Origin of the sequence: Streptomyces sp. YGL11-2, from assembly GCF_050054615.1 — a bacterium.
Classification (GTDB): Bacteria; Actinomycetota; Actinomycetes; order Streptomycetales; family Streptomycetaceae; genus Streptomyces.
On sequence record NZ_JBNHIN010000001.1, the window covers coordinates 349,105 to 370,559 of the forward strand.

The 21,455-nt window shown below is 71.4% G+C and carries 18 protein-coding genes and 1 riboswitch; of the genes, 5 read left to right on the forward strand and 13 right to left on the reverse strand.

What is annotated here, in order from left to right:
- Positions 1-34 precede the first annotated feature (34 nt).
- Positions 35-1,831: an AMP-dependent synthetase/ligase gene (locus tag ACO1BR_RS01590; protein WP_426793190.1), complete on the forward strand. Its 1,797-nt coding sequence runs from the start codon at positions 35-37 to the stop codon at positions 1,829-1,831.
- A 152-nt stretch (positions 1,832-1,983) separates the two neighbouring features.
- Here the strand turns inward: ACO1BR_RS01590 and ACO1BR_RS01595 are convergent, their stop codons facing one another.
- A complete protein-coding gene (locus ACO1BR_RS01595; protein WP_426793191.1) occupies positions 1,984-3,126 on the reverse strand; it encodes a glycosyltransferase family 4 protein in 1,143 nt (380 codons plus the stop codon).
- Positions 3,127-3,363: 237 nt separating this feature from the next.
- On the opposite strand from ACO1BR_RS01595, the gene ACO1BR_RS01600 reads away from it, so the two are divergent.
- Positions 3,364-4,647, forward strand: coding sequence for a glycosyltransferase 87 family protein (locus tag ACO1BR_RS01600; protein WP_426793192.1), 1,284 nt, complete (start codon positions 3,364-3,366; stop codon positions 4,645-4,647).
- Here the strand turns inward: ACO1BR_RS01600 and ACO1BR_RS01605 are convergent.
- The 5 genes from ACO1BR_RS01605 to ACO1BR_RS01625 all read right to left on the reverse strand — a co-directional run bounded on the left by ACO1BR_RS01605 (position 4,604) and on the right by ACO1BR_RS01625 (position 10,282).
- Positions 4,604-5,986 (reverse strand): hypothetical protein, encoded by a 1,383-nt coding sequence (locus ACO1BR_RS01605; protein WP_426793193.1) that lies wholly within the window; start codon positions 5,984-5,986, stop codon positions 4,604-4,606. The genes ACO1BR_RS01600 and ACO1BR_RS01605 overlap by 44 nt on opposite strands.
- A 52-nt stretch (positions 5,987-6,038) precedes the next feature.
- Positions 6,039-7,085 carry an NlpC/P60 family protein gene (locus tag ACO1BR_RS01610; RefSeq protein WP_426793194.1) on the reverse strand — a complete coding sequence of 349 codons (1,047 nt, stop codon included), beginning with the start codon at positions 7,083-7,085 and terminating at the stop codon, positions 6,039-6,041.
- A 234-nt stretch (positions 7,086-7,319) separates the two neighbouring features.
- Positions 7,320-8,345 carry an NlpC/P60 family protein gene (locus ACO1BR_RS01615; RefSeq protein ID WP_426793195.1) on the reverse strand — a complete coding sequence of 342 codons (1,026 nt, stop codon included), beginning with the start codon at positions 8,343-8,345 and terminating at the stop codon, positions 7,320-7,322.
- A 305-nt stretch (positions 8,346-8,650) separates the two neighbouring features.
- A complete protein-coding gene (locus ACO1BR_RS01620; protein ID WP_426793330.1) occupies positions 8,651-9,967 on the reverse strand; it encodes an NYN domain-containing protein in 1,317 nt (438 codons plus the stop codon).
- Between the two features lie 75 nt (positions 9,968-10,042).
- Positions 10,043-10,282: a hypothetical protein gene (locus ACO1BR_RS01625; protein ID WP_159504267.1), complete on the reverse strand. Its 240-nt coding sequence runs from the start codon at positions 10,280-10,282 to the stop codon at positions 10,043-10,045.
- A gap of 244 nt (positions 10,283-10,526) precedes the next feature.
- Here ACO1BR_RS01625 and ACO1BR_RS01630 point away from each other — a divergent pair, with 244 nt between their 5' ends.
- Positions 10,527-11,207 carry a rhomboid family intramembrane serine protease gene (locus ACO1BR_RS01630; RefSeq protein ID WP_426793331.1) on the forward strand — a complete coding sequence of 227 codons (681 nt, stop codon included), beginning with the start codon at positions 10,527-10,529 and terminating at the stop codon, positions 11,205-11,207.
- A complete protein-coding gene (locus ACO1BR_RS01635; protein WP_189298191.1) occupies positions 11,204-11,485 on the forward strand; it encodes an Lrp/AsnC family transcriptional regulator in 282 nt (93 codons plus the stop codon). The genes ACO1BR_RS01630 and ACO1BR_RS01635 overlap by 4 nt, the downstream gene beginning before the upstream one ends.
- Before the next feature lie 699 nt (positions 11,486-12,184).
- On the opposite strand, the gene ACO1BR_RS01640 is transcribed toward ACO1BR_RS01635, so the two are convergent.
- The 6 genes from ACO1BR_RS01640 to ACO1BR_RS01665 all read right to left on the reverse strand — a co-directional run bounded on the left by ACO1BR_RS01640 (position 12,185) and on the right by ACO1BR_RS01665 (position 19,429).
- On the reverse strand, positions 12,185-13,618 hold the full coding sequence (locus tag ACO1BR_RS01640) for an aminotransferase class V-fold PLP-dependent enzyme (RefSeq protein ID WP_426793196.1): 1,434 nt from the start codon (positions 13,616-13,618) through the stop codon (positions 12,185-12,187).
- 212 nt (positions 13,619-13,830) lie between these two features.
- Positions 13,831-13,948, reverse strand: a riboswitch (SAM riboswitch).
- Positions 13,949-14,033: 85 nt separating this feature from the next.
- Positions 14,034-15,098 (reverse strand): anthranilate phosphoribosyltransferase, encoded by a 1,065-nt coding sequence (gene trpD, locus ACO1BR_RS01645; protein WP_426793197.1) that lies wholly within the window; start codon positions 15,096-15,098, stop codon positions 14,034-14,036.
- A gap of 140 nt (positions 15,099-15,238) precedes the next feature.
- A complete protein-coding gene (locus ACO1BR_RS01650) occupies positions 15,239-16,876 on the reverse strand; it encodes a cytochrome b (protein WP_426793198.1) in 1,638 nt (545 codons plus the stop codon).
- Positions 16,873-17,916, reverse strand: coding sequence for a Rieske 2Fe-2S domain-containing protein (locus tag ACO1BR_RS01655; RefSeq protein ID WP_426793199.1), 1,044 nt, complete (start codon positions 17,914-17,916; stop codon positions 16,873-16,875). Before ACO1BR_RS01655 ends, ACO1BR_RS01650 begins: the two co-directional genes overlap by 4 nt.
- Positions 17,913-18,722 (reverse strand): c-type cytochrome, encoded by an 810-nt coding sequence (locus tag ACO1BR_RS01660; RefSeq protein WP_426793200.1) that lies wholly within the window; start codon positions 18,720-18,722, stop codon positions 17,913-17,915. The genes ACO1BR_RS01655 and ACO1BR_RS01660 overlap by 4 nt, the downstream gene beginning before the upstream one ends.
- 86 nt (positions 18,723-18,808) lie before the next feature.
- The gene (locus ACO1BR_RS01665; RefSeq protein ID WP_159504260.1) at positions 18,809-19,429 is read right to left on the reverse strand and encodes an aa3-type cytochrome oxidase subunit III; all 621 of its coding nucleotides are present in this window, start codon (positions 19,427-19,429) and stop codon (positions 18,809-18,811) included.
- A gap of 267 nt (positions 19,430-19,696) precedes the next feature.
- Here ACO1BR_RS01665 and ACO1BR_RS01670 point away from each other — a divergent pair, with 267 nt between their 5' ends.
- Entirely contained in the window at positions 19,697-20,110 is a 414-nt protein-coding gene (locus tag ACO1BR_RS01670) for a hypothetical protein (RefSeq protein WP_426793201.1), read from the forward strand.
- Between the two features lie 30 nt (positions 20,111-20,140).
- Here the strand turns inward: ACO1BR_RS01670 and ACO1BR_RS01675 are convergent, their stop codons facing one another.
- The gene (locus ACO1BR_RS01675) at positions 20,141-21,418 is read right to left on the reverse strand and encodes an Ig-like domain-containing protein (protein ID WP_426793202.1); all 1,278 of its coding nucleotides are present in this window, start codon (positions 21,416-21,418) and stop codon (positions 20,141-20,143) included.
- Between the last annotated feature and the right edge of the window lie 37 nt (positions 21,419-21,455).

A 21,455-nucleotide genomic window follows, 5' to 3' on the forward strand; every position in this document is an offset into this window, starting at 1 on the left:
GTCGTGGCGCCGGCGCTTTCGAGGAGCAGCAGTCTTGCGCGAGTTCAGCCTTCCGGCCCTGTACGAGGTCCCCGCGGACGGCAACCTGACGGACCTTATCCGCAGAAATGCCGCGCAGCACCCGGATGTTGCGGTCCTGGGACGGAAGGTGAACGGCACGTGGCAGGACGTCACCGCCGTCGCCTTCCTCGCCGAGGTCCGCGCCGCCGCCAAGGGCCTGATGGCCGCCGGCATCCAGCCCGGCGACCGGGTCGGCCTGATGTCGCGCACCCGCTACGAGTGGACGCTGCTGGACTTCGCCATCTGGAGCGCCGGCGCCATCACCGTCCCCGTGTACGAGACCAGTTCCGCCGAGCAGATCCAGTGGATCCTCGGCGACTCGGGCGCGGTGGCCTGCCTGGTGGAGACGCCCACCCATGAGGCCACCGTCGAGTCGGTCCGCGACCGGCTGCCCGACCTGGCGAACGTCTGGCAGATCGAACGGGACGCGATTGCCCGGCTGCGGGCCGCCGGCGACGGCATCTCCGACAACGAGGTCGACGCCCGCAGCGCGCTGGCCGACGCGGACTCGCCCGCCACGATCGTCTACACCTCCGGCACCACCGGCCGGCCCAAGGGCTGCGTGCTCAGCCACCGCAGCTTCTTCGCGGAGTGCGGCAACATCGTCGAGCGGCTGCGCCCGCTCTTCCGCACCGGCGACTCCTCGGTCCTGCTCTTCCTCCCCATCGCGCACGTCTTCGGCCGGCTGGTCCAGGTCGCCTCGGTCATGGCGCCCATCAAGCTGGGCCACGCGCCGGACATCAAGAACCTCACCGACGACCTCGCCTCCTTCCGGCCGACGATGATCCTGGGCGTCCCCCGGGTCTTCGAGAAGGTCTACAACTCGGCGCGCGCCAAGGCCCAGGCCGAGGGCAAGGGCAAGATCTTCGACAAGGCGGCGGAGACCGCGATCGCCTACAGCCGCGCGCTGGACACCCCCGCCGGGCCGTCCTTCGGGCTGAAGTTCACGTACAAGGTCTTCGACCGGCTGGTCTACGGCAAGCTGCGGGCCGTCCTCGGCGGCCGGGCCGGCCACGCCATCTCCGGCGGTGCCCCGCTCGGCGAGCGGCTGGGCCACTTCTACCGCGGCATCGGCTTCACCGTCCTGGAGGGCTACGGCCTCACGGAGTCCTGTGCGGCCACCGCCTTCAACCCCTGGGACCGGCAGAAGATCGGCACGGTCGGCCAGCCGCTGCCCGGCTCCGTCGTCCGGATCGCCGACGACGGCGAGGTGCTGCTGCACGGCGAGCACCTCTTCAGCGAGTACTGGAACAACCCGACGGCCACCCAGGAGGCGCTGTCCGACGGCTGGTTCCACACCGGCGACATCGGCACCCTCGACGAGGACGGCTACCTCGCCATCACCGGCCGCAAGAAGGAAATACTGGTCACCGCGGGCGGCAAGAACGTCGCCCCCGCCGTCATCGAGGACCGCATCCGCGCCCACGCCCTGATCGCCGAGTGCATGGTCGTCGGCGACGGCCGCCCCTTCATCGGCGCCCTGATCACCCTCGACGAGGAGTTCCTCCCCCGCTGGGCCGAGGAGCACGGCCACCCGGCCGACGTGAAGCCCGCCGACATCGCCGGCGACCCGGAGCTGCTGGCCACCGTCCAGCGCGCGGTCGACGACGGCAACGCGGCGGTCTCCAAGGCCGAGTCGGTCCGCAAGTTCCGTATCCTGCCGAACCAGTTCACCGAGGAGTCGGGCCATGTCACCCCGTCGCTGAAGCTGAAGCGGAACGTGGTGGCCAAGGACTTCGCCGAGGAGATCGAGGCGATCTACCGGGGGTAGGCCGGTCCCCCGTCGGGGTCGCCGAGTGCCCAGAACCTCCGGAATCCGCCGTCGTGGCTGCTCGCCGCGGCGGCGGATTCCTGTGTGCGCCCCCGGGGTTGCCGTATCCGCCGCTCCCCACAGGGCACCCGCAGCACTTCCTACGGCAGTGCCTACAGCAGCGCCTTCAGCCGCTCCGCCAGCAGGTCCCAGCGCCACTTCTCCTCCACCCAGGCACGGCCGCGCTCGCCCATGGCGCGGCGCAGCTCCGGGTCCTTGAGGAGGGTGACGAGGCGTTCGGCGGTGGCCGCCGGGGAGCCGCCGGGGACCACCCAGCCGGTCTCGCCGTCCAGGACCGCGTCCGGAGCGCCGCCCGAGTCGCCCGCGACGACCGGGAGCCCGGTGGCGGACGCCTCCAGGTAGACGATGCCCAGGCCCTCCACGTCGAGGCCGCCGCGGCGGGTGCGGCAGGGCATCGCGAAGACGTCGCCCGCGCCGTAGTGGGCCGGCAGCTCCGCCCAGGGGACCGCGCCGGTGAAGCGGACCGCGTCGGCGACGCCCTTCTCCATTGCCAGGGCGTGCAGTTGCTCCTCGTACGGGCCGCCGCCCACGATCAGCAGCACCGCGTCCGGCACCTCCGCGACGATCGCCGGCATCGCCTCGATGAGGGTGTCCTGGCCCTTGCGCGGAACGAGCCGGGAGACGCAGACCACCACCGGGCGGCCGGCGAGCCCGAGGCGGGCGCGCACCGCGTCGCCGCCCGAGCCCGGGTGGAAGGTCTTCTCGTCGACGCCGGGCGGGAGTTGGACCATCCGAGCGGCGGCTTCCGGGGTGAGCGCGGCGGCGATCCGCGCGCGGGTGTACTCGCCGAGGTAGGTGAGGGTGTCGGTGCCCTCGCCGATCCGGCGCAGCAGCTGCCGGGCGGCGGGCAGCTGCGCCCAGCCCGCCTCGTGGCCGTGGGTGGTCGCCACGATGCGGCGGGCGCCGGCCGAACGGAGCGCCGGGGCCATCAGCCCCAGCGGGGCGGCGGCCCCGAACCACACCGAGGAGCAGCCGTGTTCGCGCAGCAGGGAGACCGCCCGCCGGGTCACCCGGGGCGTCGGCAACAGCATCGTCGTACGGTCCCGCACCACGGGGAACGGCTGCTCGGCGTCGAAGGCGGCGGTGGCCGCGCGGCCCTCCTCGCTCCGCTTCCAGGTCGAGGCGTAGACCACGACCTGTGAGGGGTCCAGCCGCAGCGCCATGCTGTGCAGGAATGCCTGGATACCGCCCGGCCGGGGCGGGAAGTCGTTGGTGACGATGAGGGTCTTGTGCACGGCGGTCTCTCGGCGGACGGGGTCGGTGGGCAGCGCCGGCGGGCGGTCCGGCTCCCGGCGGTACGGGCGGTTGGGCCCGACAGTACCGGGTAGGCGGCCGGCCGCGAGCGGCGCGCCCCGGCACACCCGACCGGCCCCCTCCCGGCACGCCCACCCGGCGGTCCGCGATGCGCGCGACCGGTCGGCGACGTCATCATGATCATGCAGGCAGGGCGGCCGACGACCAACGGGGAGACGATGAGCAGCACCGGAAGCAGGGCGCGCGCGGCGGGGCTCCTCCCGGTGGCGGCATGGGCCGCGACCCGGGCTTTCTTACTGCTGTGCGTACTGGGGGTGCTGGTGCTCCCCGGCCCGGACGTCACCACCGACGTCTCGATGATCTACCAGGGCTGGTCCGAGGTCCTGAAGTCCGGCAGCTTCCCCCTGGACGACGTGACCTGGCAGTACCCGCCGGCCGCCACCCTGCCGGTCCTCGCCCCCGGCCTGCTGCCCTTCCTCCCCTACGCCACCGCGTTCGCCGTACTGGTCCTGGCCGCCGACGCCGCGGTGCTGGCGCTGCTGCTGCGCGCCGGGCGCCGGGCCGGGCACCGCACCGCCGGCGCCTGGGTGTGGACCGTCGGCGTCGCGCTGCTCGGCCCGACCGCGTACGCCCGCTACGACCTGATGGTCACCGCGGTGGCCGTCGCCGCCCTGTACGCGGGGGTCCGGCGGCCCCGGGTCGCGGGCGCCCTGATCGCCTTCGGCACGCTGCTGAAGGTCTGGCCGGCGCTGCTGCTGGCCGGGGCGCCGCTGCGCGGTCGCCGGGCGCGCGCCCTGTGGGGCCACGCGGCGGGCTGGGCCGCCGGGCTGACGCTGTGCGCCGTGGCGCTGGCGCCGGGCGCGCTGGCGTTCGTCACGTTCCAGCGCGACCGGGGTACGGAGATCGAGTCGCTGGGCGCACTGGTCTTCCACATCGCCCGGCACTTCGGCTGGGGCGGCGAGGTGCTGCTCAACTACGGCTCGGTGGAATTCCTCGGCCCCGGCGTCCCGTTGGTCAGCGCCCTGGCACTGGCGCTGACCGCCGCCGCCGGGGGCTGGCTGGTGCTGTGGCGGCTGCGCACCCGGGAGCTGACCGCCGCGGTGCTCCCCGACGCCGCGTTCACCGCCGCCCTGCTGTTCACCACCACCAGCAGGGTGATCAGCCCGCAGTACCTGCTGTGGCTGGTCGGGCTGGCCGCGGTGTGCCGGACCGTACGGGGCAGCCGGCAGGGGTGGCCGGCGGCCCTCGTCCTCCTGGCGACCGGGGTGACCCTGCTGGAGTTCCCGATCTGCTTCTCGGAGGTGGTGGGCAGCACCACCCAGGGCATCACCCTGCTGCTGCTCCGCAACGGCCTGCTGGTGGCCGCGTCGCTGAGCGCCTGCCGCCGGCTGTGGGCCGCCACCCACGGCGGCCGCGACGCCACGGTGCGCGCCGGGGTACCGGGCGCGCGCCCCGCGGTCACTTCAGCTGGCGCTGCACATACGCGCGCCACATCGCGGTGAACTCGGCCAGCCCGACGCCGAGTTGATCCCGCAGCGCGCGGTCCACCGCCGCGGTGCGGGCGGGCTGCCGGTCGCCGCCGCCCACCGCGGGCGACGGGGACGCCGCCGGGGCCGCGGGGCCGGCCGTCCGCGCCTCCATCGGCGCCTTCACGGCCCCCGCCGCCGTATGGATCCCGCGGCGCCCGGTGTCCCGGTAGAAGGCGATCAGCCGGGCCTCGCCCCACTTCTCGGCGATCATCCGGCAGGCCAGCCAGCCGCCCTCGTACGCCGTGGCCAGCCGCTCCGCGCCCGCCCGGAAGCCGAAGTCGCCGTCGGTCGGTAGCCGCCGGGGCGGCCGGCCGGCGGCCACCGCCCGGGAGAGCTCGGGCGCGGTCGCCGCCGGCCGGCGGTGCACACCGCGATAGGCGACCCAGTCCGCGAAGCCCTCGGAGAGCCACAGCGGGGTGGCGGGCGAGGTGAGCGTGCGGGTGGCGACATGGGTGGTCTCGTGGGTGAGGACGACGGTGCGGCCCAGGTCGTTGAGCTCCTCGTACGCGTCCGGGTTGACGATCACCCGGTCCGCGGGGGCCGCCGGCGAGGCGCCCGCCTCGCCGGTGGTGACGGCCGCGATCCCGGTGTACGCGGTCGGGTCGTCGCCGCCCATCAGCTGCGCCATCCGCGCGAGGCTGTCCGGCGCCTCCACCACCACCTTCCCCGCCCACTTCCCCTTCCAGGCCGCGGAGACCGCGGGCACCGCCGCGTCCACCCGGTCCGCCAGATCCCGCAGCCGCGCCGGGTTGCCGGTACCGCCCAGGACCAGGCTGTACCGGCCCCGCACCACCCGCACCGGGCCCTGCTCCCACAGCTGGCCGGTGCCGCTGCGGCCGTCCGCCGCGCCGTCCGTGTCGGAGGAGACCAGCCAGCGGCCGGAGCGCTCGGTCAGGGTCAGGTACTGGAGGGAGGTGACCGGGGCGGTGTCGAAGCCCCTGAGGCGGTAGCTGAGCCGGACCTGCGCGGCCAGCCGCCGGTCGGTGCCGCCCTCCGGGAGCGTGAAGGCACCGGTGGAGACCAGGTCGTAGTGCCAGTCGGCGACCGGCACCGCCGCGAGGTTGCCGATGACCTGCCGCTGCCGGCCGCGGAACGCGGCGGCCCGGGGGTCGACGGTGGCCAGGAAGGCCGCGGCGTCGTGCCGCCGGACGGCCGCCGCCCGGGCGTCCAGCATCTGCTGGGCACCGGGGTACTCGTCGGTCGGCCGGGTCGAGGGCGCGCAGCCGACGAGCTGGGCGACCAGCACCGCGGCGCACCCGGCCGCCGTTGCGGCCGACCACGGCCGCGCGCGTCGCGCCCTTTGCTCCGGCATGCGCCCGATCGTACGGGCGGCCCGGCCGGCGCAAAAACGCTGGGCGCGGGCCTCAGGGCCGGGTGACGGACGAGACCGGCATCATGCCGACCGGGTCGTAGCGGACCTTGGCGCCGGGGTAGGGCGCGTGCACGACCTGCCCGTTGCCCACGTACATCCCGACATGGCTGGCGTCCGAGCGGTAGATGACGAGGTCGCCGGGCTGCGCCTGGGACAGCGGGACCCGGTGTCCGGAACCGCTCTGGGCCTGCGAGGTGCGCGGCAGGGAGACGCCGGCCTGGGCGTAGGCCCATTGGGTGAGTCCGGAGCAGTCGAAGGCCGAGGGGCCGGCGCTGCCCCAGGAGTACGGGGAGCCGATCGCGGCCCGGGCCGCGGAGACCGCCGCCGCGGCCCGGCCGGAGCCCGGCACGATCCCGGTGAGGTCCGGGATGAACTCGTCGCGGCCGTCGCTCCGGGAGGCCCGGTCGTAGGCCGCCCTGGCGTCCCGTGGGAGGGCGTTCAGCAGCCGCTGCGCGGTGGCCAGCTTGCGCTGGACCTCCTTCTTCTGGCGCGCGACCTCCTCGCGGCCGGCCTCCAGCTGCACCAGCTTCCCGGCGGTCTCCCGGCGCTGCTGCTCCAACGCCCGTGTCGCGGACTGGAGTTGGCGCAGCTCGCCGACCCGGGTGCCGTTCAGCCGGTCGAGCGCGGACGCCTTCTCCAGGTAGCTGTCGGGCCGTTCGGAGAGCAGCAGCCGCACGGCGGGGTCGATGCCGCCGGCCCGGTACTGGGCTGCGGCCAGCGCACCGAGCCGGTCACGCATCCGGTTGACCCGTTCCTGGGCGCGCGCGGTGCGGTCCTGGAGGGCCGCCACCTCGTCCCGCAGTTCCCCGGTCCGGGCGTTGGCGGCGTTGAACTTCTCGGTGGCCCGCTCCGCCTCCTCGTAGAGCTTGCCCACCTGGGCGGCGGCGCTCTCCCGGCCGGCGGACGGCTGCTGGGCGGGGTCGGCGCTGGCGGGGTGCGCCGACAGCGCGGCGGCCGCGGTCGCCAGGGCGGCGGACAGGACGGTGACCGACGCGAAGGTGGTCTGGCCGCGCTGCGAGGTACGGCGATGGGACACCACGAGGGCCGCACTCCTTCCGTGTGCAGCCCCTGCCGTCCGGGCGGGACGGTCGGTGATCCGGCAGCTGCGAGGGCAGACAGTAACCGCGCCGCGGGGCACCGACCAAAGAGGGCTTTACGCCCCCGAAAAGCCGCTCCGCCGGTGACTTCGCAGGTCACCGGCGGAGCGGAAGGTCAGCCGTGAAGGCCGCAATTCGCCCGATCGGGCGGCAGGTTGCGACGGTTGTGAGGTTTTTCAGACCCGCACGCCGAACTGGAACGGCATGTTGTTGATCGACTCGTAGCGCACCACGGCACCCGGCTTCGGGGCGTGCAGCACCATGCCGTTGCCGGCGTAGAGGCCGATGTGGTGCAGGTCGCCGAAGAAGAGCACCAGGTCGCCGGGCTTGAGGGCGCTCTCGGAGCCGATCCGGGTGCCGGCGTTGGCCTGTTCCTGCGAGGTGCGCGGAATCGACGCACCGGCCTGCGCGTACGCCCACGACGTCAGGCCCGAGCAGTCGAACGAGGACGGGCCGGTGGCCCCCCAGACGTAGGGCGAACCTATCTTGGACTGGGCCGCGGACAGCGCGGCGGCACCGCGCTGCGAGGCCGGCACGTCGTTGCCCAGGTCGACCCGGTCGTTGCTGCGGTTCGCCCGGTCGTTCGCGGCCTGCATGGCCGCCCGCTCCTTGGCGGTCATCGTGTTGAGCAGCTCCTGCGCCTTGGCGAGCTTGCCCTTGATCTCGTCCTTCTTGTCACCGAGCGCCTTGCGGGTCTCGGAGAGGTCCTTGATCTTGCTCGCGGCCTCGGCGCGCTCCTGGGCGAGCCGGCGCTGCTTGTCCGCGATGGTCTTCAGCTGGTCGGCCTGCTTGCCGCTCAACTGGTCGAGGGTGGCGGCCTTTTCGAGGAACGTGTCCGGGTCGCCGGAGAGGAACAGCTGGACCGAGGGGTCGATGCTGCCGCTGCGGTACTGGCCCGAGGCGACCGCGCCCAGGCCCTTGCGCAGCTGGTTCAGCTCGCCCTGGCCGCGGGCGACCTTGTCCTGGAGGTCATCGACCTCTTTCTGGAGCTTGTCCTGCTGCTCCTTGACGCCGTCGTACTTCTCGGTGGCCGCTTCCGCGTCGCTGTAGAGCTTGTCGACCTCGGACTTGACGTCCTGCTTCGACTGGCCCGGGTCGGCGTGTGCCGCCTGGGACGACAGGGCGACGGCCGCCGCTGCGGTGGCGGTGAGCACGGTCACGCGAGTACGGCTCGGCTGCTTGGGTCGACGGTGGGACGCCACGGGGGCGAGCTCCTTCTTCCTCCAGCCGCCTACCGGGAAGTGGGGGGGGTGAGACCCCGGCTCCGCGCGAACGCCGCGGACTCGGCGGTACCTTCACTGACCACCCCGGTTGGATGATCACCCTTATGAAGGTTCGAGGCCGACCTTAGTAACCGAGCTGTGATCGCTTCAAATCCTCACGGGAAAAATCTGCGCCACAGGCCCCAACTTTTACCAACATCACACGGGCCGTAAGCGGTACTTGACGCTCCGGTACGAATCGCAAGCGATTTTTCACAGCCCGATCACAAGCCGAGTGTGAAATGTCAGGTTCGTGCAAGTCGCTTGAGCAACAGGGCCGATGCGACCGGCCGGGCACCCGCCTTGGCGACGCCGTCGGCCACCTCCCGGTCCGTGGAGACCACCACGACCGGCCGGCCGGGCGGCTCGGCCCGTACCAGCTGGCGGATCAACTCGTCGGCCGTCACGCCCGGTTTGCTGAACAGCACCCGCACCCCGCGCGGCGGCGCCAGCAGCACCGGCGCGGCCAGCTCCGCCCCGTCGAAGACGCAGGTCATCTCCGCGCCGGTCTGCGCGGCCAGCACCGCGAGGCCGCCCAGCAGCCGCAATCGCTGCTTTTCCAACGGCATGGTCGGATAGCCGGTTTTGGTGACGTTGTAGCCATCCACCACCAAATGCGCCTGGGGCAGGGCCAGTAGCTGGTCCAGCAGCGCCGGGTCGGTCTCGGAGAGCGCCCGGGTCGCGATGTCCTTCGGCGTCATCCGGCCCGGCGCGACCGCGTCGACGGTGTCCGCCGGGCGGGCGGTGGCCGGCGGCAGGGCCAGCTCGCGGCGCAGCCCCTGGGCCGCGTCCAGCACGGTGTCCAGCAGCAGCCGCAGCCGCATGTCCTCGACGCTGCGCCCCTCGCGGGCCGAGCGCCGGCTGGTCTCCAGCGCCGCCTCGACCTCCGCGATCCGCGCCCTGAGCCGGCGCACCTCGCTGTCCGCCGCGGTCCGCTCGGCCGCCGCCCTCTCCCGCGCCTCGACCACCGCGGCCTCGGCCTTGCGGGCCGCCGCCTCGCCGCGCTTGACGTCGCTGAGCGCGCTGCGCAGCTTGCGCTGCAGCGACTCGTTCTCCTTGCGGGCCGCCTCCAGGTCCGCCCGGACCCGGTCCGCGTCCGTACGGGCCTCGCCGCGCGCCTGGACCAGTTCCTCGCGCAGCCGGGACAGTTCCCGCTCGGCCTCCTCACCGGCCCGTTCGGCGCGCGCCCGCTGCGCCTCCTCGCCGGCCGCCGCGACCAGCTTGACCCAGCCCTCGGGACGCAGCACGTACGCCGCCGCGGCGACATCGAGCGGATCGGCGGCGGCGGGCGGGGTGCCGTGCTCCAGGGCCTCGGCCAGCTCGGGCTGGGACTCGCGCAGCTTCCCGGCGATCCGCTGCCGGAAGACCGGGTCGCTCTCCAGCGCCGCGGCCATCGCGTTGCCGGCGAACTTGGCCCGACGAGTCGGGGTGAAACGGGCGTACTGCCGCAGCGGTGGCGGAAGTTCGGCGATCGTCAGGGCGCCGAACGACTCCGCGGTGAGCGCCACGACGCGGCGCCGTACGCCCTCGGGCAGCGGCTGGTCGAGCACGTCGTCGGCCATCCCCTCGGGGGCGTCGTCACGCTCCGCTCCCGGCTCCCCTTCTGGACGTTCCACCACTGCTGCATCGCTCCGATCTCAGGCGCTCGCGCCCGGACGGTCCACCAGCTCGATCTGGTCGACCGCGTTGCACCAGCGGCAGCGCACGGACTCGACGCTCTCGCTGAGGACCTCGCGCTCCTCCACCTTCGGCTCTCCCGCCAGGTCCAGGTGCACGTACTCGACCACCTTGGACCGGCGGGTCACATCGAAACGGGTGAGATTGCCGCACAGCGTGCAGCGCCACCGCGTCTCGGCCGTCGGCAAGGGAACAGCCATGGTGTCGTCCTCTTTCGTGCTCGTCGGGCTCGTCCTGGGGTCGGTTCACGCGGTACGCCGTCGGACTGCGGAACTACGCAACGTACTTCCTGTAACCCTACGGCCTGACGGGGGGCCGGTGCGGGCCCGCCCGGGAGGCGGGACGCGGCGAGGCGCTCTGTCCCGATTCACCACATTGCGTCATGATCACTTCATGACGGCGCCGGCTCACCCCGCCCGCTCGCAAAGAGCGGTGTTCTCCCGGATGACGAACGTGCTGATCGGACTGTGCTGCGCGGTCTTCGCGCTCGGCCCGGCCTCGGGCCTGCTGCGGATATACGGCACCGGCGACGCCCTGCTGCGGGCCCAGACCAGGTACTTCGAGCGCTGGGGCGTGATTCCCCTCGATCTGTGGAGCGGCTCGGCGAAGGCCCTGATCACCCCGCTCACCGCGCTGTTCGTGCACGGAAGCTGGCTGCATCTGCTCGGCAACATACTGTTTCTGTACGTCTTCGGCGGGATGACCGAGACACGGATGGGCCGGCTCCCGTTCACCGTCTTCTACCTGACCGTCGGCTATCTGGCGCTGCTGGGATACGCCGCCGCGCACGCCTCCTCGGACCAGACACTGGTCGGCGCCTCCGGCTCGATCTCCGGCGTCCTGGGCGCCTTCCTCTTCCTCTTCCCGCGGGCCCGGGTCACCAGCGTCTTCCCGTTCCTGTTCTTCCTGCCGCTGCGCTTCCCCGCCTGGCTCGTCCTGCTCTTCTGGTTCTTCCTCCAGTGGCAGGCGGCCCGGCACGACCCCTCGGGCCCCGGCGTCGCCTACCTCGCCCATGTCGTGGGATTCGCGCTCGGCTTCCTCTACGCCTGGGCCCGCTACGGGAGGGATACTGTGGGGGCGACCAGGGACAACCGGCCCGCGACCGAGGGAGAGAGCCAGCCGTGATCACGTCGATCGTGCTCATCAAGACCAGCGTGGACCAGATCCCGGAGATCGCGGAGAAGATCGCCGCACTGGAGGGCGTCAGCGAGGTCTACTCGGTCACCGGCGCGCACGACCTCATCGCGATGGTCCGGGTCGCCGAGCACGACCAGCTCGCGGACGTCATCCCCGGCCGCATCAGCAAGGTCCCCGGCGTCGCCTCCACCGAGACGCACATCGCCTTCCGCACGTACTCCCAGCACGACCTGGAGGCGGCGTTCTCCATCGGTCTGGAGGCGTAGCCGCTGCGCTTGGCTTTGCTTCCCACGTTGTCGGCTTTCCCGCCGTGGGGGTTTGTCGCCGTTGCGCCTGCGGCGGGCGGGGCCGCTGCGCGGGGCTGTCGGGTGCGGTGACGGTCCTCCGGGGCAGGGTGTCCGGACTGCTTCGCTTGACGTCCGGACACCCCACCCCTCCGGCCCGCCCCCTCCCGTGAGTGGGTGAGAAAAAACGGGTCGGGCGCGCGTGAGGGGGACCGTGCCGGTTCAGAGGGGGACCGTGCCGGTTCATGGGTGGAGGGAAACCGTCAGCGGACCACTCGGGCCAGCCCCCACCCACCGTTTCTTCCCTCCCCCCACGGGAGGGGGCGGGCCGGAGGGGGTGGTGTGCAGGACGTAAAGCGAAGCAGTCCTGCATGCCGCCCCCGGAGGACCGCCACCGCACCCGAAAGCCCCGCGCAGCGGACAACACCCCGCGCCGAAGGCGCAACAAAGAGCAACCCGCACGGCGGGAAAGCCGAACACGTGGGGCGGGCCCCATCCGCTCAGATGGTCACGTTGGAAGGCCCGCGCAGCTTCCGTNACAACACCCCGCGCCGCAGGCGCAAAAGCCAGCAACCCCCACGGCGGGAAAGCCGACAACGTGGGAAGCAGGCAAAGCGCAGCGGAACGGCGGGAAAGCCAAAAACGTGGGAAGCAAAGCCAAGCGCAGCGGACGGGTGGGATTTAGACCGCGCTCCGCGCGGGTACGCAACGGCCGTCCTCCGTGCGGTAGTTCCAGCGAGCGCCGTTCGTCACCAGTTCCCTGACCGCGCGGACGAACCGTTCGACGTGCTCGTCGGGGGTCCCGGCGCCGAAGCTGACCCGGATCGCGTTCAGCGACTTCTCCCCCGGGGCCGCTTCCGGGGCGCCGCACTCCCCCGGCTCCTGCGGCTCGCCGCCCAGCAGGGTGCGGACGAGCGGGTGCGCGCAGAAGAGGCCGTCGCGGACGCCGATGCCGTACTCCGCGGACAGCGCCGCCGCGAAGTGCGAGCTGTTCCAGCCCTCGACCACGAACGAAAGGACGCCCACCCGCGGCGCGTCATCGCCGAAGAGGGAGAGCACCCGGACCTCCGGAACGTCGGTCAGGCCCGCCCGGACACGGGCGATGAGCTCCTGCTCGCGGGCGACCAGCCCGGCGAAGCCGGCCTCGGTCAGTGCCTGGCAGGCGGAGGCGATGGCGTAGGCGCCGATGACGTTCGGCGAGCCGGCCTCGTGCCGGGCCGCGGTGGTGTGCCACTCGACGTCCACCCCGCCGTCGGTGCGCCGCGCGACCTTCCGACTGGCACCGCCGCCGGCCAGGTACGGCTCGGCCTGCTGGAGCCAGTCGGCGCGGCCGGCCAGCACGCCGGCGCCGAACGGTGCGTACAGCTTGTGGCCGGAGAACGCGACCCAGTCGACGTCGAGTTCCGCGATGTCCACGGGGTGGTGCGGCGCGAGCTGGGCCGCGTCCAGCACGATCCGCGCGCCGTGGGCGTGCGCGGCGGCGGCCAGTTCGCGGACCGGCCACAGTTCACCGGTGACGTTCGAGGCGCCGGTGACGCAGACCAGTGCCGGGCCGTAGGGCTCGCGGGCGGCCAGCGCCTTGTCCAGGGTGTCCACCGCCTGCCGCGGGGTGCGCGGCGCGTTCAGATAGGTCACCGCGAGGTCCGCGCGGTGCTCCCAGGGCAGCAGCGAGGCGTGGTGCTCGGTCTCGAAGACGAACACCCGGGTGCCCTGCGGGAGCGCGGCGGCCAGCAGGTTCAGCGAGTCGGTGGTGGAGCGGGTGAAGACGACCTGGTCGCCCTCCCGTCGCCCACCACCGCCCTTGCCGGACTGGGCTTCGCCCAGGTCCCCTTCGATGCGGCAGCCGAGGAAGTCGGCGACCGTCTTCCGGGCGTTCTCGAAGAGGTCGGTGGAGAGCTGGGAGAGGTAGCCGGCACCGCGGTGGACGCTGCCGTAGTACGGGGCGTAGGCGGCCACGTCGTCCCAGACCCGCTGGAGCGCCGGGGCGCTGGCGGCGTAGTCCAGTGCGGCGTAGTCGACCTCGCCGCCGGTCACCAGCGGGACGAGGACATCGCGCCCCAGCACGGGCAGCGGGGCACAGACGGAGGGGTCGGCGGCAACGGCGGAAACGGACATGGCGAACTCCCGTGAGAGACAGGCGAATTCGCTGCGGGCGGGCGCATCGGCAGGCGTGTGCAGGAACGCCGGAGCGCACGGCGGCGCCGCAACGTGAAGGAAAACCCTCGGCAGAAGAGGAGGGAAGGGGTGCGGAAGGGGGGCCGGCGGGCCCTATCGCATTCGCTGCATCACGGAAAGGACTCCCTCGGGGACCAGGATCCCTGGCGAGGGATCCGCGCTTGCCGCAGACCTCGCTGCCTGCGACCTGGTCATCACCCGGGGCACCCCGCCACGGAAGGAGGGTTGCCGGACAGCGGGCCGGGGCCTGTGTCGCTGTCACTCGTGACCTGGGCTGAATCATGCCACACGATCAACACGGCGCAAGTCCCGGTCCGTATCCCGGACCGGGACCTGCGTCACGTGGCCGTCCGCGTCAGGCGTTGCTGGCCGCCACCCAGCGCTCCAGCACCCGCTTGGCGGCGCCCGAGTCGATCGCCTCGGCGGCCTTCGCGAGACCGGTCCGGATCTGCTCGGTCAGCGGGGCGTCCGACGGCTCCAGCGCCGCCAGCGCCGCCGCGGCGTTCAGCAGGACGGCATCGCGGACCGGCCCGGTCTCCCCGTCCAGCAGCCGGCGGGCCACGTCCGCGTTGTACGACGCGTCGGCGCCGCGCAGCGCCTCCACCGGCACCAGCTCGATGCCGACGTCCCGCGGGTCGAAGGGCTCCTCGCGGACCGTGCCGTCGCGCACGATCCACACCCGGGAGGTGGCGGTCGTGGTCAGCTCGTCCAGCCCGTCGTCGCCGCGGAAGACCAGCGCCGAGGAGCCGCGCTCGGCGAGCACCCCGGCCAGGATCGGCGCCATCCGGGCGTCCGCGACGCCGGTCGCCTGGGCGCGGACCCCGGCGGGATTGGTCAGCGGGCCCAGCACGTTGAACGTGGTCCGGATCCCCAACTGCCCGCGGGCGGCGGCCACATGGCGTAGCGCGGGGTGGAACTTGGCCGCGAAGCAGAAGGTGATCCCGGCCTCCTCGGCGACCTCCACCACCCGTTGCGGGCTCAGGTCCAGATTGACGCCCAGCTTCTCCAGGACGTCGGAGGCGCCGCTGGCGGACGAGGCGGCCCGGCTGCCGTGCTTGACGACCTTGGCGCCGGTGCCGGCGACCACGATCGACGACATGGTGGAGATGTTGACCGTCTTTGCGCCGTCACCGCCGGTGCCGACGATGTCCACGCTGGGACCGGGCACCTCGATCAGGCTGGCGTGCGCGTACATCGCCCGCACCAGCCCGGTGATCTCCGCGACGGTCTCGCCCTTGGCGCGCAGCGCGACCGCGAAGCCGGCGATCTGCGCGTCGGTGGCCTGGCCGCGCATGATCTTGTCCATGACCCAGGCGGTGTCGTCGGCGCCGAGGTCGCGGCCTTCCAGGAGGGCGTTCAGCACGGCCGGCCAGGAGTGGTCCGCCACGCTGCCGCCGCCTGCCGGGGTCACAACGTTCATGGTCCACGCTCCTGGTTCGTCTGCTGCGTATGCCGTCACCCTATCGAGCCCCGGGCATGCCGAAGGGCCCCGTCCTCTTCGTGGACGGGGCCCTCTGGGTGGCGTACTACCGGCGGTGCGCGCGGTGGCGCCCGCAGGGATCAGTGGTGGCCGTGGCCGCTGGTGATCTCCTTGTACTCCTCGACGGTGGGCTTCGGGATGACGTTGTCCTCGCCGTAGTAGCCCTTGGAGAGCTTGGCGCGCAGCTTCTCCGTGCGCTTGAGCTTGCGCCGGACACCGTTCTCGTCGACCTCGGGGCCGAGCGCGACCGGCTCGGGCTGCTCGTGCTGCGTCAGAAGGTGCAGCTGCTCCTGGTCGAGCGGCTCGTGCACCTCGATGAACTCACCGTGCGGCAGGCGCTTGATGATGCCGGACTCGCGTCCGTGCAGCACCTTGTCCTTGTCGCGGCGCTGGAGGCCCAGGCAGATCCGCTTGGTGGCGATGAAGGCCAGCACCGGCCCGACGAAGAACGCGATCCGGACGAACCAGGTGATCGAGTTGATCGACAGGTGGAAGTGGGTGGCCCACAGGTCGTTGCCGCCACCGATCAGCATCACGAAGTACGCGACCAGCCAGGCCACACCGAACCCGGTGCGGGTGGGCACGTTGCGCGGACGGTCCAGGATGTGGTGCTCGCGCTTGTCGCCGCGGACCCAGGACTCGACGAACGGGTAGACCGCGATGGCGACCAGGACCAGCGGGAAGACCAGGATCGGGATGAGGACACCGAAGTTGATGGTGTGGCCCCAGAAGTTCCACTCCCAGCCCGGCATGACACGCACCAGGCCCTCGGCGAAGCCCATGTACCAGTCCGGCTGCGCACCGGTGGACACCTGGTCCGGCCGGTACGGCCCGATGGCCCACACGGGGTTGATGCTGGCGACCGCGGCGATCACCGCGATGACGCCGAAGACCAGGAAGAAGAAGCCTCCGGCCTTGGCCATGTAGACCGGCAGCAGCGGCATGCCGACGACGTTGTTGTTCGTCTTGCCGGCGCCCGGGAACTGCGTGTGCTTGTGGTAGATGACGAGGATCAGGTGGGCCACCAGCAGGCCCAGCATGATGCCCGGCAGCAGCAGCACGTGGATCGTGAAGAACCTCGGGATGATGTCGTGCCCGGGGAACTCGCCGCCGAAGATGAACATCTGCAGGTACGAGCCGATCAGCGGCATCGCCAGGATGACGCCCTCGATGAACCGCACACCGGTGCCGGAGAGCAGGTCGTCGGGGAGCGAGTAACCGGTGAAGCCGGTGAACATGCCCAGCACGAACAGCAGGAAGCCGAAGAGCCAGTTGACCTCACGCGGCTTGCGGAACGCGCCGGTGAAGAACACCCGCATCATGTGGACCATCATCGCGGCCAGGAAGACCAGCGCGGCCCAGTGGTGGATCTGCCGGATGAGCAGACCACCGCGGACGTCGAAGCTGATGTCCAGCGTCGACTCGAACGCCTGGGTCATCTTGATCCCGTGCATCGGCACGTAGGACCCGTGGTAGGTGACCTCGGCCATGCTCGGGTGGAAGAACAGCGTCAGGTAGACACCGGTCAGGATGATGATGACGAAGCTGTAGAGCGCGACCTCACCCAGCATGAAGGACCAGTGGTCCGGGAAGATCTTGCGCATGTTGGCCTTGGCGAGGCTGTAGATGCCCAGCCGGCCGTCCGCCCAGTCGGCGATCCGCTCGCCCCGTGGTGCCTGCCCACGGCGCGCAGTGGTCGCGGTTGTCTCGTTACTCATCCGCGCTCCCAGAAGCTCGGGCCGACGGGCTCCGCGAAGCCGCTCGCGGCCTCAAGGAAGCCGTCCTTCACCGTGATGTGCAGCTGCGGCAGGGCGTGCCCGGCCGGACCGAAGATCACCCGACCGCCGTCGGAGAGGTCGAAGGTCGACTGGTGGCAGGGGCAGAGCACGTGGTGCGTCTGCTGCTCGTACAGGCTGATCGGGCAACCGACGTGGGTGCAGATCTTCGAGTACGCGACGATGCCCTCGTGCGACCAGGCCAGTTCGTGCTTGTCCTTGATGTTCTGCGGCTGGATCCGCACGAGCATCAGGGCGTCCTTGGCGATCTTCTCGTTGAACTCCTCGTCGCTCTCCTCCAGGCCCTCGGGCTTGGCGAAGGTGAGGGAGCCCACCGCGATGTCCTCGGGACGCAGCGGGAGGTTGGTGGACTGGTTGACCAGGCGGATGCCCTTCTTCCAGCCCGTGGTGCGCAGCTTCTTCTCGGGCAGCGGGCCCAGGTCGCGCAGCAGGACGACGCCGGAGAGCGGCACCAGGGCCAGCGCGCCGAACATCGTGTTGCGGATCAGCTTGCGACGGCCGAACTGCGACTCCCGGGCACCGTCCGCGAAGTCCGCCAGGACCTTGGCCTTGACCTCGGGCGCGGCCGCGATCGGGTGCCGCTCGTCGGCGACCTCCTCGTCGGACATCAGCGTGCGGGCCCAGTGGACCGCGCCGGCGCCGATGCAGAAGAGCGCCACACCCAGGGTCAGACCGAGCGCGAAGTTCAGCCCACTGACGTGGCCGATCGGGAAGATGTAGACGATCTTGTCGATCGGGATCGCCACGTACGACGCGATGAAGGCGACGGTGGCCAGCATGGACACCACGAAGAGGAACGCCACGGTGCGCTCGGAGCGCTTGGCGGCCCGCTCGTCGATGTCCTGGACGCGGTGCTCGTGGGGCGGCAGCCCCGGGTCGGCGAAGGGGTTGTCCGCCTTCGCCAGCGCACCTTCGTGAGCCGTCTCCCGCTCACTGGGAAGGTTTTCTTCTGTCTCACTCATGACTTCTTGGCCTTCGTAGTCCGGGCTGCGACCCAGATGGCGACCGCGACACACGCACCCAGGCCGAAGATGTAGCCGAAGAGTCCTTCGGTCACCGGGCCCAGACCACCGAGTTCCATGCCGCCCGGGCTCGCGGACTTATCGCTGTCGACGGCGCCGAGGTACGCGACAATGTCCTTCTTGTTCTGCTTGCTCAGCGTGCCGTCACCGAAGGAGGGCATGTTCTGCGGGCCGGTCTCCATGGCCTCGTAGATGTGCTTCGGGTCCACGCCCTCAAGCGTCGGTGCGTACTTGCCGTTGGTGAGGGCGCCGCCCTTGCCGGTGAAGTTGTGGCACTGCGCACAGTTGGTGCGGAACAGTTCGCCGCCCTTGCCGATGTCGGCCCCGTCGGCGCTGTACTGCGACTTGTCGGGGACGGACGGGCCGGGACCGAGCGACGCGACGTAGGCCGCGAGCTGGTCGATCTGGGCGTTGTTGTAGATGTTCCGCTTCCGCGGCACCTGGGCGCCGGGCTGCTGGGCGGGCATACGGCCGGTGCCCACCTGGAAGTCGACGGCGGCGGCGCCCACGCCGACCAGGCTCGGGCCGTCGGAGCTGCCCTGACCGCCGGTGCCGTGGCAGCTTGCGCAGCCCACGGCGAAGAGCTTCTTGCCCTCCTTGATGGCAAGAGACTGGGCGGTGTCATCGGCCTGAGCCTTGTCCGCCGGCGCGAACGCGGCGTACAGCCCCCCAGTGACCGCCAGCGCGAAGAGTAGGACGACGAGCGCCGCCAGCGGATGGCGCCGTCGTGCGGAGAGCTTTTTCACGGATTACCCCGGTGTCAGGATCTTCTGCGTCGATGCTTTGGCTATGTCTGTCTGAAATGCGGGCCCGGCAACAGGCCCGGTACCGGTTACCGGATCAGGTAGATCGTGGCGAAGAGGCCGATCCAGACGACATCGACGAAGTGCCAGTAGTAGGACACGACGATGGCCGCGGTGGCCTGCGTGTGGGTGAACCTCTTGGCCGCGTACGTCCTGCCCAGGACCAGCAGGAAGGCGATCAGACCGCCCGTCACATGCAGTCCGTGGAAACCGGTGGTCAGGTAGAAGACCGAGCCGTACGGGCCGGACGAGAGCGAAAGGCCCTCGTGCTTGACCAGCTCGGTGTACTCGAAGACCTGACCGCCGATGAAGATGGCACCCATGATGAAGGTGATCACGAACCAGGTCCGCAGCTTCTTGACGTCGCCGCGCTCGGCGGCGAAAACGCCGAGCTGACACGTCAGCGAGCTGAGCACCAGGATCGTGGTGTTGGTCGCGGAGAACGGAAGATTCAGCGCATGGGCGGATTCCTTCCAGTACGCCTCGCCCGTCACCGATCGAAGGGTGAAGTACATCGCGAAGAGGGCCGCGAAGAACATCAGCTCGGAACTCAGCCAGATGATGGTTCCGACGCTGGTGAGGTTCGGCCGATTGACCGACGGGTGCGCGTGCCCGGTTTCTACTGTCGTTGCTGTCGCCACGACCGACATTATGTCGGTCGCTTATCCCGCCCTCACTCCGGGGGGTGCCGTTCGGTGTGTCAAGGCCGTATGCCCTGCTCGTACGGACCTCCGCGGCGGTCGCCCGAAGGGGGGAAGCGCGCCCCGCGGCACCGCTCGCCGCCCCTGGAGACCCCGGTCCTGACAGGCCGTCGGGCGCATCCCGGATGCGTCCGGCATCTCCTGCCGGGGCCCCGTCCGGGAGTAGCATCGCGCAACGGTTTGACCAAGCCGTACCGCTACGAAAGTGGAGGAACGATGCAGGCGACTGCCACGGTGCTGGTCTACAGCGACAACGCCAACACCCGCGAGCAGGTCCGGCTGGCGGCCGGGCGGCGGCCGGCCCCCGATGCCCCGGAGATCGAGATCCTGGAGTGCGCCACCGCACCGGCCGTCCTGGAGGCCCTGGAGCAGGGCGGCATCGACGTCTGCGTGCTGGACGGCGAGACCGCGCCGGCGGGCGGTATGGGCGTGTGCCGGCAGATCAAGGACGAGATCTTCCAGTGCCCTCCGGTGCTGCTGCTCATCGGCCGCCCGCAGGACGCCTGGCTGGCCACCTGGAGCCGCGCGGACGCCGCGGTGACCCATCCCGTCGACCCGGTGGCGTTCGCCGAGGCGCTGGCCGGGCTGCTACGCCGCCGTCAGCTGGCGCAGGCCGTGGCGCCGGTCTGAGCGGGGCGCTGAGCGGCCGCTGAGCGGCCTTCAGAACTGCGGGCGCAGCCGGGCGTCAGCGGCGGGGTTCTGCTCCCGCTCGGCCGCGCCTGTGGTGGTGGAGGCCCTGTTCTTGAGGGCGCTGCCGTCCCGCCATTCCTTCCACGGCATGTTCCAGTCGCCGAAGCCGTTGTCGAACGGCGACATGGTGGCGCCACCGCTGTTGACGACCTTGACGACGTCGCCGACCCGGACGGTGTTGAAGAACCACTGGGCGTTGCCGGTGGACATGCCGGTGCAGCCGTGGCTGACGTTGGCCGCGCCCTGGGAGCCGACCGACCACGGGGCGGCGTGCACGTACTCCCCGCTCCAGGTCACCCGGGTGGCCCAGTAGACCGGCAGGTCGTAGGAGTCCGAACTTCCGGCGGCGATGCCCACGGTGGCACTGCGCATCCGCACGAAGCTCTCCTTGCCGAGCACGACCTTGACGCCGTTGCGGGTGGAGAAGCCGGGCTTGCCGGTGGTGACCGGGATGGTGTTGATCGACTTGCCGTTGCGCAGCACGGTCATCTGGTGCGCGGCGGCGTCAGTGACGGCCTCGACCCGGTCGCCGGTGGTGAGCCGTACGGGCTTGGCGGGGCCGCCGTAGAGCCCGCCGGAGATCTTCAGGCCGTCGAGGTTGCTGTGGACGGCGATGGTGGCGTGGGCGGGCCAGTACTCCTTGGGGCGGAAGTGCAGCTTCTTGCCGTCCACCCAGTGCCAGGCCCCCTCGACACGCGGTGTGGAGTCGACCTTCAGGGCGCTCTCGACGACGGCCCGGGCCTTGGGGTCGGTGACCGGCTTGCTGAGTTCGGCGGTGACCGGCTGGCCGACGCCGTACTCGCCGCTCTGCGGGCCGAACTTGACGGTCAGCCGGTCGTCCGCGTCCTTGGTGTTGACCACCAGGGTCTTGCGGCCCGGGGTGCCGTCCTCCTCCTCGGTACTGACCTGCACCGAATAGCGCGTGCCGGCGGCCAGCGGCACGGTGGTGCGCCAGTGCTTGCCGTCCGCGCTCAGCTCCCCCCGGACGTAGCGGCCGGTGGCGTCGGTGGCGGTCACATCCGTGATACGCGCCTCGTCCCCTTTGACCGCGAGTTCGAGGGGCTTGTCGGGGTCCGCCTTCTTCCGTCCGTCGGCCGGGGTGTTGGCCGATATCTGGTCACTCGCGTCGTAGGGATCGGTCGAGAGTGTTTCCGACGCCGAGCCCCCGCACGCGGCAGTGCTCACCGCGAGGGGCACGAGCAGAAGGCCGCAGCTCAGCACCGTCCGGGTTCGAGGTCTGTGGTTCATACCCCAAACGTACGAAGAACCGCCCGTACCGGCGCGC

Bases quoted from the DNA above. Each gene is read 5' to 3' on its own strand.
- ACO1BR_RS01600 (WP_426793192.1), top strand. From the start codon at position 3,364: ATGAGCAGCACCGGAAGCAGGGCGCGCGCGGCGGGGCTCCTCCCGGTG.
- ACO1BR_RS01605 (WP_426793193.1), bottom strand. From the start codon at position 5,986: ATGCCGGAGCAAAGGGCGCGACGCGCGCGGCCGTGGTCGGCCGCAACG.
- ACO1BR_RS01620 (WP_426793330.1), bottom strand. From the start codon at position 9,967: ATGGCCGACGACGTGCTCGACCAGCCGCTGCCCGAGGGCGTACGGCGC.
- ACO1BR_RS01625 (WP_159504267.1), bottom strand. From the start codon at position 10,282: ATGGCTGTTCCCTTGCCGACGGCCGAGACGCGGTGGCGCTGCACGCTG.
- ACO1BR_RS01630 (WP_426793331.1), top strand. From the start codon at position 10,527: ATGACGAACGTGCTGATCGGACTGTGCTGCGCGGTCTTCGCGCTCGGC.
- ACO1BR_RS01640 (WP_426793196.1), bottom strand. From the start codon at position 13,618: ATGTCCGTTTCCGCCGTTGCCGCCGACCCCTCCGTCTGTGCCCCGCTG.
- trpD (WP_426793197.1), bottom strand. From the start codon at position 15,098: ATGAACGTTGTGACCCCGGCAGGCGGCGGCAGCGTGGCGGACCACTCC.
- ACO1BR_RS01650 (WP_426793198.1), bottom strand. From the start codon at position 16,876: ATGAGTAACGAGACAACCGCGACCACTGCGCGCCGTGGGCAGGCACCA.
- ACO1BR_RS01655 (WP_426793199.1), bottom strand. From the start codon at position 17,916: ATGAGTGAGACAGAAGAAAACCTTCCCAGTGAGCGGGAGACGGCTCAC.
- ACO1BR_RS01665 (WP_159504260.1), bottom strand. From the start codon at position 19,429: ATGTCGGTCGTGGCGACAGCAACGACAGTAGAAACCGGGCACGCGCAC.
- ACO1BR_RS01670 (WP_426793201.1), top strand. From the start codon at position 19,697: ATGCAGGCGACTGCCACGGTGCTGGTCTACAGCGACAACGCCAACACC.
- ACO1BR_RS01675 (WP_426793202.1), bottom strand. From the start codon at position 21,418: ATGAACCACAGACCTCGAACCCGGACGGTGCTGAGCTGCGGCCTTCTG.